Source organism: Shewanella sp. MMG014 (assembly GCF_018100775.1).
Classification (GTDB): Bacteria; Pseudomonadota; Gammaproteobacteria; order Enterobacterales; family Shewanellaceae; genus Shewanella; species Shewanella japonica.
In genome coordinates this window covers 133,950-151,440 of record NZ_JAGJDZ010000010.1, presented here as the reverse complement: position 1 = coordinate 151,440, position 17,491 = coordinate 133,950, and the positions used below count along the sequence as shown (strand labels likewise).

At 40.2% G+C, this 17,491-nt stretch carries 11 protein-coding genes; 6 read left to right on the top strand and 5 right to left on the bottom strand.

Annotated elements, in window-relative coordinates; genetic code table 11:
• Positions 1-43: 43 nt before the first annotated feature.
• The 3 genes from J8L86_RS16090 to J8L86_RS16080 all read right to left on the bottom strand — a co-directional run bounded on the left by J8L86_RS16090 (position 44) and on the right by J8L86_RS16080 (position 3,105).
• Positions 44-1,435 (bottom strand): histidine kinase dimerization/phospho-acceptor domain-containing protein, encoded by a 1,392-nt coding sequence (locus J8L86_RS16090; protein WP_211031019.1) that lies wholly within the window; start codon positions 1,433-1,435, stop codon positions 44-46.
• Positions 1,432-2,112 carry a response regulator transcription factor gene (locus J8L86_RS16085; protein WP_055025567.1) on the bottom strand — a complete coding sequence of 227 codons (681 nt, stop codon included), beginning with the start codon at positions 2,110-2,112 and terminating at the stop codon, positions 1,432-1,434. The genes J8L86_RS16090 and J8L86_RS16085 overlap by 4 nt, the downstream gene beginning before the upstream one ends.
• A 282-nt stretch (positions 2,113-2,394) precedes the next feature.
• A complete protein-coding gene (locus J8L86_RS16080) occupies positions 2,395-3,105 on the bottom strand; it encodes a FadR/GntR family transcriptional regulator (protein ID WP_055025566.1) in 711 nt (236 codons plus the stop codon).
• Between the two features lie 684 nt (positions 3,106-3,789).
• Between J8L86_RS16080 and J8L86_RS16075 the strand changes: the two genes are divergently transcribed.
• The 3 genes from J8L86_RS16075 (at position 3,790) to J8L86_RS16065 (ending at position 7,180) form a co-directional block, all read left to right on the top strand.
• On the top strand, positions 3,790-5,451 hold the full coding sequence (locus J8L86_RS16075; protein WP_055025565.1) for an FAD-binding protein: 1,662 nt from the start codon (positions 3,790-3,792) through the stop codon (positions 5,449-5,451).
• Between the two features lie 78 nt (positions 5,452-5,529).
• A complete protein-coding gene (locus J8L86_RS16070) occupies positions 5,530-5,880 on the top strand; it encodes a cytochrome c3 family protein (RefSeq protein WP_055025564.1) in 351 nt (116 codons plus the stop codon).
• A 52-nt stretch (positions 5,881-5,932) separates the two neighbouring features.
• A complete protein-coding gene (locus tag J8L86_RS16065) occupies positions 5,933-7,180 on the top strand; it encodes an OprD family outer membrane porin (RefSeq protein ID WP_192021713.1) in 1,248 nt (415 codons plus the stop codon).
• Positions 7,181-7,408: 228 nt separating this feature from the next.
• Here J8L86_RS16065 and J8L86_RS16060 read toward each other — a convergent pair whose 3' ends face one another.
• Positions 7,409-8,698, bottom strand: a complete 1,290-nt coding sequence (locus J8L86_RS16060) for a carbohydrate porin (RefSeq protein WP_211031018.1) — start codon at positions 8,696-8,698, stop codon at positions 7,409-7,411.
• Between the two features lie 375 nt (positions 8,699-9,073).
• Here J8L86_RS16060 and J8L86_RS16055 point away from each other — a divergent pair, with 375 nt between their 5' ends.
• The 3 genes from J8L86_RS16055 to J8L86_RS16045 all read left to right on the top strand — a co-directional run bounded on the left by J8L86_RS16055 (position 9,074) and on the right by J8L86_RS16045 (position 14,017).
• Entirely contained in the window at positions 9,074-10,243 is a 1,170-nt protein-coding gene (locus J8L86_RS16055; RefSeq protein WP_082972465.1) for a BamA/TamA family outer membrane protein, read from the top strand.
• Between the two features lie 1,068 nt (positions 10,244-11,311).
• Positions 11,312-13,462, top strand: a complete 2,151-nt coding sequence (locus tag J8L86_RS16050; RefSeq protein ID WP_211031017.1) for a bifunctional 2',3'-cyclic-nucleotide 2'-phosphodiesterase/3'-nucleotidase — start codon at positions 11,312-11,314, stop codon at positions 13,460-13,462.
• A 255-nt stretch (positions 13,463-13,717) separates the two neighbouring features.
• Positions 13,718-14,017: a DUF3144 domain-containing protein gene (locus J8L86_RS16045; protein WP_055025560.1), complete on the top strand. Its 300-nt coding sequence runs from the start codon at positions 13,718-13,720 to the stop codon at positions 14,015-14,017.
• A gap of 57 nt (positions 14,018-14,074) precedes the next feature.
• Here J8L86_RS16045 and J8L86_RS16040 read toward each other — a convergent pair whose 3' ends face one another.
• A complete protein-coding gene (locus J8L86_RS16040) occupies positions 14,075-17,221 on the bottom strand; it encodes a DUF3857 domain-containing protein (RefSeq protein ID WP_211031016.1) in 3,147 nt (1,048 codons plus the stop codon).
• Positions 17,222-17,491 lie beyond the last annotated feature (270 nt).

Here is a 17,491-nt window from a genome sequence, read left to right as displayed (position 1 = left end):
GGCTAGCATAATTAACCAAAGATGAGCAGAAGATGAGCGAGTGTTATTTACTGTAGTTAAGTGACATGTGTAACTGCTGTTCACTGAGTCTGGCGTTCAACTCAAGCGATAGCGCTTGGGCAGCACTATGGGCAATAGATAGGCCTAATCCGACATGCTGGTTATCCGTTCTTGCTTTGTCCTTTCGCCAGAGGCGATCAAACATGGTTGTTAAGTCATCTTGATTGAGATGAGGTGCATGGTTGCTGACTCGAATGACTGATTGTTGGCATACACTGTCAATGATGACGTCACTATTTACCGGGGCATAGGCGATGGCATTGCTGATTAAATTTGAAAAAATAACGCGCAGTAAGCGAGGATCACTCACTATGTATTGATCTTGAGTGACTAATTGGCTGATGGTGATATTTCGCTGCTGTATTTGGTTGGTCTGCAATGATAAACACTCTTCAATGAGCGTGGTTATATTGACTTGTTCCAGTAATGTTTCAGCGCTTGAGTTTTCGATTCGTGCTAACGACAGCAAGCTATCAATGGTTTGCTGTAATTGAGCCGATGATTCAGCAATATACTGAAAATCTTCAGATGAGGACTGCTCTGGCCATTTCAAAGCAACCTCGCTGGTGGTTCGCATTGCGGCCAATGGGGTGCGTAGCTCGTGGGCTAAGTCATTATTAAATTGACGCTCTCTGGCAAAGCTTTGTTCTAACCTTGCGAGCAGTTGATTGAGCCTGTCGACTAATGGGCTGATCTCAGAAGGGACATTGGTTGCAATTAATCGGTTATGCAACGAGCCAGCTTCGACTTTTGCAACCTGTTCAGACAAGTTCTGTATTGGCGTTAATGCTTTACGAATAGCAAACACCAACATGACTGATAATAAGGTGCAAAAAAATAACCCGCCAGCAATCAATTGCAGTGCATATGTGGACAACTGTTGATTTATCTCTTCTCGATTTATGGCCACTGATATGTTTGCTGATGGTTTTCTTAGGCCACCTTGAACGGTAAATGAATACACATGAATAGCATCGCCGTTACTTAACTGACTATTATATTCGACATCATTTGAGCTATCGGTTTGTTGTAAACTGCTGAGGGCAGGCAGGTGATTATCACCAAGACTGCTGGACTTACGCAGTGTTTGACCTTGTTTGTCCCAAGATTGTAGATAGTAATTGCTATTTTCATGGTCGAGTTTTGACATGATATTAGCGCTAAAATCTTGGTTTAACGCCGCAGGTGGGGTGAACCGGTTAGGCGGTCTTTTAAGCGTGAGTTTTATGATGCGAGCAAATTCATTCAACTCATTAGTGAGGCTGGCATTCAATCGACGCTGCTCAGAAAGGTACAGAGCAGATATCGCTAATATGGCGATGCTCACAAAGCAGGGAACTAGCCAAAATAGTAACTTGGCGCGAATGCTGGTCATGGTTTTTCTGCACTGATCATGTAGCCCATTCCTCGACGAGTGTGGATAAGCGGGGCGCTGTTGCTTGATACACTAATTGCTTTTCGTAAGGCGCAGACAGCGGTATCGACCACATTGCTGCTAGGTGAGACTTGTTCGTCATAGATATGTTGTTCTATTTGAGTTCGAGAAATAACCTTATTGGTGTTCAGCATCAAATATTCCAATAAAGCAAATAACTGCGATGGTAATGATATCGATTGTTGTGCTCGCATGACGGTTTTCGCTGAGCGGTCCAATTCCAAATCTGCGACAACAAGTTTTGGCGAGCGGTTTTGGTATTTACGCCTTGCTAGGGCCTCGACACGTGCGATGAGCTCTTCAATGGCAAAGGATTTGACTAAGTAATCATCGGCGCCCAAGCGCAAACCTGCAACACGATCTTCAATGGCGTCTTTAGCGGTAAGGAATAAAACCGGAGATTCATTATTGGCTTCGCGTAACTGCTTTAATACGTCTCGGCCATCTAAACTTGGCAGCATAATATCGAGAATAATGACATCATAATCGTGCTCAAGCGCCATCCATAAACCTTCTTGGCCATCACCTGTGGCATCAACGGCAAAACCCGATGCTTTAAGCGCTTTGATCACAGGTCGACGTAAGGCTTCTGAGTCCTCGACCAATAATAATTTCATATTACATTCTCTTATTGATGATAGTGACATTAATGAAGTCAATCACTTAGGTCTTTACCGTTACCACAATGTTCGAGCAGGGGTGATTATAATCAATATACTAAAGGTAACATGAGCAGAAGGTGAACACGGAATAATCTTACTTAAATTACTCTATATCCTTAGCCTATTTAGGTTGTGAGAGCCCTCACTGTTGTTGAAGAAGGGATTTGCTCGGCAACCTTACCATCACTGCAGTGTTAGGTGATGTGTAAGGTTTGTTGAAGTGACTGCTAACTGAAATTATTTATTTCTGAAATTAGTTTCAACTTGATCAAGTCTAAAGGTGAAATCTAATAAATGTTTATGCATTTCTGCTTTTGCTAATTCTTCATCATTTGCGATGACAGCTTTAACAATAGGATCATGTAAACCAGCAGGGTGCATTTCATCATGGTCTGGTTCGAACTCTTGTGCGGTATTACTGATCACTTTGAGTAAGGATTTCACAATAGCCGCTAAGAAGCGGTTGTTGGACATGTCAGCTAGCAGGTAGTGCACATTTTGGCGTAATTTGACTGTTTCTTCATAACTAAGTATTTGGGTTTCATTAGCACAGGCTTCAAGCAGTTTTTCAGCCATTTCAGGGGTACAATTTTTGGCCGCTAAACCCGCCACCATTGGCTCAATCATTTGTCTGGCATTACACACTTCTGAAAAAGACATTTGATCCATCAGAAAAAGTTCTTGGCACACATTGATTAAACGCTCGAAGGTGATGCTTTTAACAAATGCGCCGCCCATAGCGCCTTGTTTGATTTCAACAAGCCCGCTTGCTTCTAATCCTCTGATAGCTTCACGAACAACGGTGCGACTGACTTGAAAAGATTCTACAAGCTCTCGTTCAGAGGGTAACTTGTCACCAGCGATATATTTTCCTTGAAATATGGCATCTTTAAGCTGATTACTTATTTCATTTGACGCTTTAAGTTGTTTGACTGGCTTAAAATCCATCACACATTTTTCCTGAAGTTTACTATGGCAATTATCATAGCATGGGCGATAGGCCATCGCCTCAGGATATCGTGTTGGTTTTGGGGTAAATTGGCAAAAAAACTGATCTGCTTGGTGTTTTTAAGTCTATGTTTCTTCTATAAACATGGGAGAACTTTTGGCTTTTTTTTCTTCTTGCTTTGTTACGAAAAGGATAATTTCGGATACTTGACCAGGTTGCTAGAAGCGAATTTTTTGCTCCATTTTAGTTAAGGATAATGCGATATAAAAATACACCTTTTATTTTTAAGCCTTTGATAAATAGTAAGTATGACCCTGTTTTTAATAGGTAAAACACTTGTTGTAATGCTCCTTTCTCACTGCCCCATCATCTTGCCTAATACGTAAATTAGCCTTTTACAACCTTGTTACTTAATGGATCACAAAATAACTTTTTTTTGAGATCGACCGCATAAATGTCACCTTAGATCCTTTTGGTTAAATGTTATATGTCATACATTAGCCCTAAAGGGGTAGGACATAGCAAATTTCGTTTCTATCAAAGTGCGGCTTACTCCTTTTCTGACGCAAACACACTAACCCTACTTTGATAAGTAAGTAGCCTTTGCTGTTTTGACAGAGTTCATTGTTGCTGTTGGCAGCGTGGAGCTTCTCATTTACGGCGAATGCAAATGGAGTTTTAAAATGAGTAAAGACAACGTTATCGATCAGTACACTGCGAATGTGCTTCAAAATGGTATTTCTCGTCGTAGTTTTATGACACGTGCAGTACAAGGTACTGGCGCCGTGGCTTTTGCTGGATTAGGGGGGATGGCAAGTGCAACTGCTGCAGAGTCAGGAGCTGAAGCAGCTCATGCGTCTGTCGGTGGTGCGACACTAGATTTCATGCCGAAACCAAAACCAATCGCTGATAAAGACATTGCTTCGACGCAAACATTTGACGTGGTAGTAGTGGGTGCTGGTGCTGCGGGCGTTCCTGCTGCACTTTCTGCTGCTGAAAACGGTGCCAAAGTTGCTGTATTGCAAAAGCAAGCCATTGTGGTTTCACAAGGTAATACCGGTTCAGGTTTAGACTTAAAAAACTGTGACAAAGCAGGCGTTGAAGCCATGGTGTCACGTTTAATGAGCGACAGTGCTCACCGTTGTCATCCTGAGCTTGTCCGAGAGTGGGCATACAACTCTGGTGAAGCCATTTCTTGGGTGATTGACCGTGCTAAAAAAGGTGGCGCGTCAGTGGTTGACCAAGGTACTGGTCCTCAACATGGTATTCATGGCGTCACCGAGCATAAGCTTAACTTTGTGACGTCATATTTCGGACCTAAGCCTTATACCGCTGGTGACGGTATGCGTGACTTGGCTAAAACAGCAGAAAAAGCGGGTGTGAAATTCTTCTTCAATACGCCAGCGCAACAACTTATTCAAGATGCATCAGGCAAAGTGATTGGTGTTATCGCAAAAAGCCGTGATGGTAAATACCACAAATACATGGCCAAAAAAGGCGTCATTTTATCGTCTGGTGATTACCAAAATAATGAAGCGATGTGTAATTTCTTCATCCCTGATTTGAAGAACTTCGAACGTAAGCAAATGGAACGTACAGGTGACGGTTTCAGCATGGCTTATTGGGCGGGTGGTGTCATTGAACCTGTTGGCCACACTAAGATGTTGCATGATTTCGATGCAGGCCCTGCTTCTATGTGTGATATGCCATTCCTTGCTGTTAATCGCAAAGGTAATCGTTTCGTTAACGAAACCGTTGCGATGTCATTAATGAATAACTATCTCCGTGACGAAGAAAATGCAGGTCATTACAGCCAAATCTTCGACTCAAATTACATGACAGAAGCAGCAGACTGGCCAGGCAAGCTTTACTCTCCTGAGCAGTTGAAAAAGTACATGCCTGAAGATCCAACACCTAAAACGGGTGTTTATGCTTCGCAAACCAACACTTATGTGGCTAACACAATCGAAGAGTTAGCTGAGAAATTAGAGTGTGACCCTAAGACTTTAGCTGCGAATGTGAAGCGTTATAACGAGCTTTGCGCAAAAGGCATGGATGATGATTTTGGTAAGCCTTCAAGCAAAATGCTGCCAGTTGTAAAAGCGCCTTTCTACGGTATTCATCGTCGTATGCGTATCTCTACTATTTGTTCTGGCATGTTGGTGAATAAAAACCATCAAGCTTTGGATGCCGATGGTAAGCCGATTGGCGGCCTATTTGTTATCGGTAATCTTGGCGGCGGATTCTATGGCGGCGTTGATTACCCACTAACGGTATTCGGTCTATCGCTAGGGCGTTGTTACACCTTCGGTTACTTAGCAGGTAAGCACGTCGCTAACTTATAAGTTGCAAAGAATATCTGATATGGAGGCCTGAGCATCAGGCATCCATTCCAAATGACTTGATGGAAATGGAATAAAACAATGAACAAATTTATCTTACAAAATATCTTGCTTGCAATGGCATTGACTGTGTTTGCTAATGGCGCAATCGCTGCTGATAAGTCGTTAGGTAACACCCATAAAGCTGCTGGTGTTGAATGTAGCGATTGTCATGAAACTAAGCCTCCTCAAGCGGTGCCAATGTTTAAGTGTTTAGAGTGTCATGACACTAAAGAATTGGCTGAAACGACTAAAAATGTCATGCCAACAAACCCACATGAAAACCGTCACTTTAGCACTGAGACTGACTGTACTTACTGCCACAATCAGCATAAAGCATCTGAAAACTACTGTGGTAGTTGTCATCTTCGATTTGATTTTGTTGTGCCTTAGCCAATGAGCGAGTCCAGCAATTAACTAATTTTTGATTTACAAGGATGACAAAATGAAAACAAAACTACTCCCTTTAGTGGTGGCCTGCATGACCGCAAGCCCAGCGTTCGCTGCCGATCCCATCTCAAACTTGTTTGATGACGGTAGCTTTAAAGGTCAATTTCAATTATTCGATTTTCAACGTGATTTTGATGGCGAGACGACTGATCGTCGTGATACATCGTTAGGCGGATTATTTTACTTACGTTCAGGCGAGGCAAATGGTGTGAGCTTCGGCGGTTCTTTTGCTTCAGCTAACCCCATTTGGGATGCGAACAGTGAAGGTATTTATGGCCTTGTTGGTGGTGGAGCACCAGGTAGTATCGCTGAACGTGAATCGGTTAATCGTTTACAAGAGTACTTTGTGTCGGGTAATTGGTTTGACACTAAAATTACCGTCGGTGCACAAGAACTGCGTACACCTATGATGAATCCGTTCCCATTGCGTGCGATTCCATTCACCTACCGTGGTGCGAGTGTTAAAAATACCTCTATCGATAACTTAGCCATTTCGGCTTTGTATATCACTGACTACATGGGATGGACTGAAGAGTCTTTTGTAAGTGTGTCAGAGGGGATTCAAGGAGAGTTAGCACGTAGCGGTATTATTGTTGATGTTGATGACAATCCTATGTTGGCATTAGGCGCAAATTACACTTTACCAATCGATGCTATTAAGGCTAAAACGAGTGTTTGGTACTACTCAATGCAAGATGTGTACGACCAATATCACATCAAGTTTGATTTGAGCGGTGAGTTAGGGGCGACTAATTGGTACTTCAAACCGTCGTATTTGAAGCAAGATTCAATTGGTAATTTAGATAACACCGCAGCGCAGTTTGACACTTATCAAGCAGGTTTCCACCTCGGTATGAAGTGGAATGGCTTTGATGCAACAGTGAAATACGTCACTACTGGTGACGGGAATATCATTGCGCCATTTGGTGATGAAAAAGTAATCATTCAGCAAGTTGTTCAATCGAGTCGAGCGAATGAAGATGCCTATGGTGCACAGTTAGCTTATCGATTTGCCCCTAGCTCTGCCTTGAATGGGGTGAGTGCTTATTTGAATTATGCAAATTATCAAGTTGATGGTGATTCAAGCCAAGATATCGACGAAACCGATTTGTCAGTCCGTTATGACTTAACTGAATACGTGGAAGGCTTAAGTGTTCGAGCTCGCCATGCCATTGTTAATTACGCGACAGGCGACGACCTAACGGATACTCGATTCTACATTTATTACAAATTCGAGGTGTAATTAGCGCTTTTTTTCATATTTCATCATTTACCTTTTTTGCCCATCTCTCTTTGATTGATGGGCTTTTTTTTGTCAGTTATTAGCTTGCATCAAGTGAGAAAAAAGCTGCAAAGATGAAGTAAAAGTGAAGAAATCAAAGAAAGGCCAGAGCGCGCAACATGATAAAAATATGCCCGTTTATCGAGTGATAATCGGGCATATTGTCTTCTTTAATAACGCAATAAGCGATTAGAAATAGTAGCCAAAGTTAATGTTAAAGCGCTTGTTAGTATCACCATTACCCACCATAGTGCCACCGATGAAAGGTTGGTTTTCGGCGACAACATAATCGAAGTAAGTGTATAGACCGCCTGCTGACACTGCCATGCCAGTGACATTCATAAAGGTGTCTTCAAGTGATGCCGATTTACCTGTGACTAAAGAGTAATCATTGTAGAAGGTAAGGTTTGATACTGGCCCAAAATCGACAGGTAAGCTGTAGGCTACGTTTGCGATGTAAGTGGTCGCTTCTGCAGGAATTGAGTCATAGAAGTGGTAGGCTGCAACGACGATACGGTCAACGTCTATTCCGTCGACATTGTATTCATAATCAGTGACCTGTAATTTTACGTTCCAGCGGTCATAATCAATAATACCGTGAATCGCTGCCGCAAAATTGTCACCATCGGTGCCATTTGCAATTTCTAATTGGCCAGCTTGTACTGAGCCGCCTAATTCAAGGCCAAGTTTATTAAAGGTAAAGTTGTGGGCGTAGCGCAGATTAAAGGTGTTGACTTCACCGGCTTCATAACCTGCTGTTGGTGCATCATAAGCATCCTCGCCGTCTAAGCGAATTCCCACGACATCGTAGGCATAGCGGTCAGTACGATCTGACACAAACCCATCAATTCCACCTTGTTCATCATTCTTATAAAAGGCGACATCAAAACGGTTTACGTCGCTTTTGTATGTGTAATTTAGGCCCATATCATGGTCATCTTCTAGACCAAGATAAAAGTTAGAACTGAAAAAGTAGTTATTCGATGCGTAAGTCAGCATACCGAATGGCACCTGAGTGACCCCGATTTTACCTTGTTGATGCTCGTCAAAGTTATAGCCAATCCAGGCATGTTGCACCACATTCATGTACTCAAACCAACGGTATTGTGCTGAGTAGATTAAGTCGCCGTAGCTGCCCGAAACGTCGATTCTAAATAGGTCGAAGTCAAAATCACCACCACGATCGGCATTAGCATCATTAAAGTCTTCATAGGAGTAATTGACTCGTACTGCGCCACCAAAGTTGACCTTGGCTTCGGTTTTCTCAACCGTTTCCACAGCTTCGACGACTTCAACTTCATTGATGACGACAACATCCTGTTGTACGGTTTGCTGCGTTTTATTGGCAGCCTCTTGTTGTGCTTCTAGCTGTTCAATTCGTTCTTTTAACGCTTTTAGCTCTTCTTCAATCGAGCTTGCATTGGCAGTCGTGGATAACGCTAAAGCAATGCAGGTAGCGGCAAGTGAATAACGAGTCATCATTTTTCCTATGGGATAAAGTGAAGGAGTGTTTAGTATATGTTATTAACGTTATCTTGCTGTTGATGAAATGCGTAAAGTGTGAGGTGGCAGGGTAAAAGGCCTGAATGTTAACGCTTAATTGCTAATATAAGGTCTGCTTATGTTTTTATTATCGTTTTTATCTTAATTTTACAGCAGTGTTAGCCGTATAAGTTTGGGGTTGATGAACGCAATGCTGCCTGCATTGGTATGATGCGATCCTTCATCAGCGATTCGTTGACCTTTTATGTTTCCTTCAAAATAGACCTTAATTCTTGTTGGCGCCTCTTTGACAACGGAATATTTAGAAGCGCGTTCCAGTTGTATTTATTGCATTGTTAAATAGGCATTTCCATGTTCAAAAATCTTTCACTATTTGCCATGTTGGTGGCTTCATCACATGCAATGGCAGAGTCATCATACTTTTTTGATGAGCAAGATGGTCAGCTCGATTTAGGGCATCATTTGGCGGAAAATGCTTACGGTTTTTTACCCGTCCCTGTGATTATTACTGAACCCGCAGTGGGCTTTGGTGGCGGATTAGTGGGACTGTTCTTACATGAAACAGAAGAAGAAAAAGCATTAAGGAAACAAAAGGCACTTGAGTCTGTAGACGGTGGAGCGCAACTTATTCCTGCTGCTATGACTCTAGTGGGCGCAGGTGGAACAGAAAATGGTACTTGGTTTGCGCTGGCTGGTCATCGTCACTCTTGGCTTAATGATCGGATCCGCTACACAGGCGGTGCTGGTGCAGCCAAAGCGAATTTAAACATTTATACCGATTTGGGTGGGATATTGCCTCCGAATCAAAGTATTAAGTTTGATACATCGACAGAGGCTTTTTTTGCACTGCAAAAATTACAATTTAGAGTTGCAGATACGCCATTAATGCTTGGCGTTAAACAGATATGGTCAGAGTCGAGCGTATCATCGTCAAATCAAATTATTGATTGGTTACTGCAAAAAGCATTAGGTGATAAGCATACGACATCTGGCTTAGGGCTCGTGGCAGAGTTTGATACCCGTGACAATATGTTCTTTCCTAAAAACGGCTATATTTTGTCGGCTGAATATATGGCTTTTGATGAAGCTTTTGGATCGGATAGTCATTATGCGACCTTGAATGCCAGTGCTGAAGCTTACTTTCCTATCGCTGATAAGTGGACATTTGCGGTGGCGGGCAGCTATGACGAAATTTATGAGAAAGACACTGAATTATCGCCCACAGCTAAACCATATGTTGATATGCGAGGCGTATCGGCGTTTCGCTATCAAGGGGAGCAGGTAGGAACATTACAGGCGCAATTGATGTATCACATTGATCACCGCTGGACCGTCTCAAGTTTTTACGGCTATGGCGTCACGCAAAATGAATCATTCAAAGATGGTCTTGAAAGCGTTAATGCATACGGTGTTGGCTTTCGCTACCAAATCGCACGCCGCTATGGTATTCACATGGGGATAGATATTGCAGCCAGTGATGAAGAAAATGCGCTTTATTTTAAGGTGGGATCCGGTTTTTAACTGATTAATAGATAATTAATCCTCTAGTCGGTTAAATATGCGAGCTGCCATAATGATATATTAAATAATTAATATGTATGTCTTGTTGTTGTAATATATATTTGCAATTTGGTTGGCGTTAAAATTATATTTATCGGTTATACTTTGCTATTGTATTTTGTCTCTTTAGTTGAGTGTGATTTATTTATTGCTGATATTACTACTTAGTTTTATATGAACTTAAGTGCTGAGTTAATAATAGAGAGCAAATAATACACCCTACCAATAAGTTTTGTGGTTAACTTGTTACGCTTGTTTTGTAACTGTTTAATTATTGCGTCAGCATTTGAGCTTGTTTGTTTGCGGATTGATTGCTGTTATTCAAAGATAAATTTTGTTTTTGTAGTGTTTAGTTGTATTTATTGTTGGTTTTTTAACCAATATTATTTATGTTTCTATCAGGATTGTAATTTTTAGATCATATTTTGTTTTGACTTTAATCTTGGGTTGTTTTGTTTGTGCGCTTTTATTTTTTAAGTGTTTTATGCTGGTTTCGTTATTATTTGTGATGTTTTGTATTTTTGCCCTTGTAGCTCGTTTTACTCTAAGTGGTTGAATGGTAATATATAGATTTTAATTATAATTTTATTGTTCAGACTGACGGATTATTGGTGAGCTATATTATTGTTAATCGGCAGTGATTAATATTTTTATCCAGTTTGATAAGCCATTGGGGTCTTTGTGCGCGATGTATGAGTTCTTTCATCTAAAAACGCATTTGTTTTTCAACTTTAATACCCATGTCATAAACCTTCCGTGCTGATTATCTTGTTTTTCCATTCAAACTGTAATTTTATTATTTAATTTACTTTCTGTTTTTCTATTGTGGTGTATTCCGAGTTGTTAATTTGTTTCGGTGTATCATTTATTCTTCACTTTACTTAGATATTAATTTTATTTAATTTGTCGCCGTCTTTAATGACCGTGACTAATAAATACTTTACGGCTTATGTTCAGTTAATGTGATTAATAGAAACATGGCGGTAATGGTTCAAATGAAAGAAATACTTTAATTCCTTTGGAGTGAACATGAAATTTAATGCTAAGAAACTGCTTCTTGTCTCAAGTGTTGCAGCTGCACTAGCGGGTTGTAATTCATCTGATAACGATAAACCAGAAACCCCGCCTGAAAATACGATCGTTTCAATGGATATCCGTCTTATGGAGACAACAGATATCCATACTAACGTTATGCCATACAACTACTTTGAAAGTGCTGAACACAATGAAGCTAACCTACCAGAGTGGGGCTTAGCACGTACTTCTTTAGTGATTGCAGAAACTCGTAAAGAAGTCGCTAATAGCATGTTGTTTGACAATGGTGACTTGATTCAAGGTAGTCCAATGGGCGACTACATGGCAGCACTTGGCGCAGAGCACTTAAAAGGTGAGAAGCACCCAGTTTACAAAGCGATGAATCATTTAGAATATGATGCTGCTAACTTAGGTAACCATGAATTCAACTATGGTCTAGAGTACTTAGATGAAGCACTTAAAGGTTCAGAATTCCCTTACGTTGGTGCAAACGTGTGGAAAGCTGATGATTCACTAGAAAAAGTGAGCGCAGCTGCTGATGAATGTGAAGTTCGCATTACTGAAGATTTCTACGAAACTGCTGAGCACATGTATGACCCATATGTGATTTTAGATCGTGAATTTACTGCTGCAGATGGTGAGACATACACGGTAAAAGTGGGTGTGATTGGTTTTACTCCACCAGACATCATGGGTTGGGATGCTGCTCACTTAGTGTGTAACGTTGTGGTTTCAGACATCAAGAAAACGGCTGAGCATTACGTACCAATCATGAAAGCTGAAGGCGCAGACGTGATTGTTGCTATTCCGCATTCAGGCTTAAACAATAACGATGACGAATTTGCTGAAAATGCATCACTGCATTTAGGTTACGTTGAAGGCATTGATGCCATCATGTTTGGCCACGATCATCGTGACTTCCCTAACTCGACTGGCGAGTATGGTGACATTCCAAATGTTGATGCAGAGAAAGGGTTAATCAACGGTATTCCAGCAGTGATGCCTGGTTACTGGGGTGCTAAGTTAGGTGTGATTGATTTACGACTTTTCTCTAAAGATAAAGGTGAAACTTGGGCGGTTGACCATAGTTTCTCGACTGCAGAACTTCGCTCATTAGTTGAAGGCTCTGACGGTGCTATCGAAGATTTAGTTGAAACTGAGCATGAAGGCACAGTGGAATACATGGCTGACTCAATTGCTGATATCGACGTCAACATGAACAGCTTCTTCCCGCAAGTGGTACCTGATTTATCAATTCAAGTCGTTAATGAAGCGCAACTTCACCAGTTAAATAAATGGAAAGCAGACGGTGAGTTCGCTGATGCTTCAGAAGATGCGATTTTCTTATCTGTATCTGCGCCATTCAAGTCTGGTCGTAATGGCGGTACTGATTACACCAACATTCAAGAAGGTGAGTTAACTAACGCATCTGTTGCTGATATCTATGTATTTGATAACAACACGCCAGCAGTATTGAAAATGACTGGTACTGATATTAAGCGTTGGATTGAGTGGGTTAACTCAAATGCATACCGCAGCTTACCGTTATCAGCGGGTGAAACCTTCTTAGTTGAAGAGTTCCCTGGTTATAACTTCGATGCGTTCTACGGTGGCTTTAATGCTGATGGCGAAGGGCTACTTAAGTACACTGTGAATGTTGAAAACGAATCAAGATTCATTGACATCAATGGTCACCAGTACACTGAAACTGAAAATGAGCAGTTAACGAGCCTGACTTACAATGGTGTTGAAATTGCTGATGATGCTGAAATCTATGTGATTACCAACAACTACCGTGCATCTAATTCAAGTATGCCTGGTGTTGATAACGCTGTGATGGTTAAAGAAGAGTTCGCATTTAACAACCGTGAATTAGTTCAGTTCTACTTAGCAGATCGTTTAGAGATGCAAGAAGGCACTACACTTGAATTCCCGAATGCTAAAGTGTTCCAACTTGAAGCGCCAAACACAACTAGCGTTTCATTTGCTTCGGCTAAGCTTGATGAAGGCTTACGCTGTGCAACAAATGAAATCACAGGCCTGTCTACTGAAGGTGAAGATGGCACTAAAGAAGGCACTGAAGGCTTCACTATCTACAACTTCAACTTTGACTACAGCGGCGAGTTCAACTGTAAAGCTAAGTAAGATGCTTGATAGATAGACCACATATTTTAAGTAATATGTCGCCCTACTTAATACTTGTAATCAAGTCATAAGTAGGGCTTTTTTATGCCTGTTTGATCGTGCGGATTGACTAAGCTGACACGGCTCACAGATATGACATATCAGTCACCTAGAATGTGAACAATCTTACGGTTTATCGCCTTAAAAGCACGTACGTTAATAGGTATTACTATTCAGCCATGTCCGTTTGGCTGCTTTTATTTCAAGGGTCTTATAATGTTTGAAACAAATCCAGATAAAGCGTTTTTCGAGCGTGCTAATCAATTCATTAATGTTGCTAACGAGAATAATCAAGATCCTCAGGTGAAAACGGGAGAGATCAGTGCTTCTTTCATGTACTCACTTGCTCGTTATAACGCTTGGTTTGCATCGACAAGCTTTGATAATGCAGAGCAAATGAAGCAGAAAAAAGCAGAAATGGTTGCATACTACGTTGAAGAATATCGCAAGCTGCTAGAAGGTAATATGGAAGATTACATCACTAACTTTGACGAGTACCGTAAAACTCAAAAGTAAGCTTCAAAATGTATAACAGCATAAAAAAGCCACTTCTCAGTGGCTTTTTATGTATCTCTATAAAACGGACTCAGCTTTTATTTTGGTGTGTTCGGCAACTGAATCAGTTTTTTTAGGCGTTTTACTTGCATTCCATTGTTGCAATAACTTGTCTACAAAAACTTTATCTTGGGCTGAAGAAGCAGTGACAAGTAAGAAAAATTCATCTTTATTCTCTAAGAAAATGTTTATTTGTGTTTCTTCAGTTTCTGAGCCGCTATATTCAACAGTTATGTTTTCAACTGAGGTAAATGCTGCAGAAATTTTGTGTAATTCATCATTTTCTGTCCAGTACGAAAATACGTTGTCTTGAGTGAAGCCATTGCCAGCTTCTTGCAGGCTAAAAAAGGATTCACTGTAAAAATAAATTGGGCTGGATCCTGCTTGAATCATCTCATTATCTTGCATAAAACTAATATCATGTTGCCAGAGGTTTTTACCGTTGATAACGTCGTTTTTAGCAATTAAATTGACCTCTTGAGCTAGTATCAAGGCGAGCAATGGAATCGCGCAAATCATGAATACCCAATTTCGAATATAGAGTGTTGAATTTGCAATGTACGCTTCAGAGTCACGTCCGTTTACTTTGTTTGCATATAGAACTAAGGGTAAAAATAGCGCAATAGGGATAATGTAACTTACAACACTTACACTTATATTGTTATTTACTATGTTGTAGCAGATTAAAGCAATGAAACTTAACCCTGCAGCCCAAGTGGGTATCAGCCAATTACGCTTGTTTCGTTGTTCGCTGTCTACTTCCATCCACATAAATAAAGCATAGAACCATAAGGGATTGAAAAACGCTCTTGCAATAGGCCAAATATCAGATCGATGTGTTGCTTTAATGAATTGCCAGTTTTTGTAGCTCCAATATGGTAGGTATAAAGAAAAAGAAAAAAGACCTAACAGAATGAATTTTTTGAATGAAATTGGATAAAAAGTAGCAGTGGTTTGATGTTTCGTTTCATCTAATAGGCTGACGATAGTAAAAAGCACACCAATACCGAAACAAATTATCGCTACAATCCAATATGTTAACCCTCCAAGCTCGTCAATGAATACTTGTAGAGTTGAAGGTTCATTAATAACTGTAGGAGTTGATGGGTTATCAAAGTCAACAATCCCATACGAGTCAATGCCAGTAACATTAGCTAAAGCATTGGAATACTCTTGAATATCTGAGGGTTTAACGTGATCAACTTTTGATTGATAAGAATAGTTTAGTGTGAGTAAGTTGCTTTCTTTATCAAAAGTTAGCTTGAAAATGGTACTAAAAAAACGGTTATCTTCTTTGATGAGTTCTGGATCAAAATCCCAATTTTGAGGACGAAGTTTGGCAGTAATAACGCCTTGTATTGTTAGAGGGTGGGCTAAAGCTATTTCACGTACACCAAAGCCTTCAGGCATACTAAGGTAAGGAGCGATCTGGCTTTCGTAAAAATAGATTTTATATCCTTCATCATCGTCCTGAGTCCAAGCAGAGGTTAAACGATAGTTCTCCTCAATGGAGAGATTGCCTTGTTGAGGGTTAAAGTCAACTTTTAAAGGTTCAGCAATTTCAATGCCATTGAAGATTGAATTGTAGTAACTTGCATAGGTTTCAGATAATTCTGTAACACTATTATTTTCAATCCTAGCACGGAGTTGACGTGCTTTTTGACCCGTTAAAGTAACAACAGAATTAAAAGTAGAATTACCTTTCACCCCCTCACTTAAGTCGTAGTGCTCTTTAAAGTCAATTTTGCTACCACTATTGCTATTAGCTAGTGATTCTAATGCTTTGTTGCCATCTTTTATTACTAATCCAAATCCATAATCTGGCTGATAAAGTTCGTCGAGATTGACGTCTTGATAAAGTAACGTTGGGTCAAGCCAATAAGTTTTTTCATCTAACTCAGCTTTGACAATCGCATGGTTAAAAGTTTGTGGTGAAGGTAAATATTTATTTAATATTTTACCATTTTCAGAATTTACTAGTGTTGCTGAAGCTGTAATATTGAGTTTTCTTAACAGCGCTAAAAGTAAGACTGTTTTATCTTTGCAATCTCCGTATCTTTTTAGCAAGGTCTCGCTCGCTTTTGCAGGGAAATGGCTATTACTACCCATCTCTAATCCCATATAACGGATATCCTGCTGTACAAAATTGAGTGCCAAAACTAGCTGTTCTTTAGGGACACTAGACTGCTTTTTAATTTGCTGCACTTGGCGAGTAATTAAATCACTGTCATCAACTTGTTTCTCAAATAATGGTAGTGCCCAGTTAATAACTGATGCCCAGCTTGGCAAACTACTGACTTCTACGTATTCGTAAGGGCTGTACCAGATTGCAGCATCTGAGCTAATACTGAGTGGGGCGTTATCTTGAAGTAACAATTGATAGTCAGTTTCTTTCCCTAGTTTAGTGGTTTTGAACTGACGTTCGCTATTATGAAATTTGACATTGAGTGGTGTAGACCTTCCCCATATAACTCGAAGGAATTGCTTGTGTATAGGCACGCTCCATTGCAGCGAACGATTATAGGAAAAGTGATTGTTATAGACTGGATTAGCACCTTCGCGCGTATAACTATACTCTATAGTATCTCCTACCCGGACGTCGTTTATTAACCAAAATGCGGTTAAGGTTCCATCATAGATTAAGTCGGTTGCTGAATCTCTTTTATCTAATGAAAATTGGCTCTCAAGGTTTTTATTAATGCGCTCGCCATCTCGATGGAGTGTTATGCCATGAAAAGCAATTTTTTCATAAGTTGGATCAAAGTCGATAGAGATTTGAGATACATACTCTAGCCCTTTGGCTGTAACAGCTTTGGTGACATACCGACTAAATTTTAACGTATCGCTATCTGAAACCTTGATCTGATTGTCGAGAATGACGTGATATACCCCATCGGATAATTCTGTTGAATCTGGTTCAGGAGGGGAGTCATTATCAATGGTTTGAACCCATTTAGGTTGAGTTGTAAGCACAACTCCTTTTTCAGCAAAACTATTTTTGTACCAAGTTTTATCTAAATTATGCCGTGTTAAATTTGCCTTTATTTCTTGTTCTTGGGCATTAATAGAGAAAGTTGGAAGAGTAATGGTCGTAATAACAAAAATAAAAGCAAACAGTTTCTGAATTAAGAGTACAAATATAAATTGTGTCGAACACCAAGACATTAAGCTAATCCTTTTGCTTATAAAATAGAGTGCTAAGCGATATTTAAATCAATGAGAAATTTAGAATTATTGTGGGCGCTTCATTTTTTGAAGCAAGATGATGTTAATACAGTTTGGTGTAATTGTTAAATAGAAATAAGGTCTTTAGCCATTCTTTAAATTTTAAAGTGACATCAACAATAATGAAAACAGCTTACATTCTTTAGCTTAAGTGAAATGACACTGGAGTAGATAGTTATAACTTTGACGAGTACCGTAAAACTCAAAAGT

Bases quoted from the DNA above. Each gene is read 5' to 3' on its own strand.
- J8L86_RS16090 (WP_211031019.1), bottom strand. From the start codon at position 1,435: ATGACCAGCATTCGCGCCAAGTTACTATTTTGGCTAGTTCCCTGCTTT.
- J8L86_RS16070 (WP_055025564.1), top strand. From the start codon at position 5,530: ATGAACAAATTTATCTTACAAAATATCTTGCTTGCAATGGCATTGACT.
- J8L86_RS16075 (WP_055025565.1), top strand. From the start codon at position 3,790: ATGAGTAAAGACAACGTTATCGATCAGTACACTGCGAATGTGCTTCAA.
- J8L86_RS16050 (WP_211031017.1), top strand. From the start codon at position 11,312: ATGAAATTTAATGCTAAGAAACTGCTTCTTGTCTCAAGTGTTGCAGCT.
- J8L86_RS16085 (WP_055025567.1), bottom strand. From the start codon at position 2,112: ATGAAATTATTATTGGTCGAGGACTCAGAAGCCTTACGTCGACCTGTG.
- J8L86_RS16045 (WP_055025560.1), top strand. From the start codon at position 13,718: ATGTTTGAAACAAATCCAGATAAAGCGTTTTTCGAGCGTGCTAATCAA.
- J8L86_RS16065 (WP_192021713.1), top strand. From the start codon at position 5,933: ATGAAAACAAAACTACTCCCTTTAGTGGTGGCCTGCATGACCGCAAGC.
- J8L86_RS16040 (WP_211031016.1), bottom strand. From the start codon at position 17,221: ATGTCTTGGTGTTCGACACAATTTATATTTGTACTCTTAATTCAGAAA.
- J8L86_RS16080 (WP_055025566.1), bottom strand. From the start codon at position 3,105: ATGGATTTTAAGCCAGTCAAACAACTTAAAGCGTCAAATGAAATAAGT.
- J8L86_RS16060 (WP_211031018.1), bottom strand. From the start codon at position 8,698: ATGACTCGTTATTCACTTGCCGCTACCTGCATTGCTTTAGCGTTATCC.
- J8L86_RS16055 (WP_082972465.1), top strand. From the start codon at position 9,074: ATGTTCAAAAATCTTTCACTATTTGCCATGTTGGTGGCTTCATCACAT.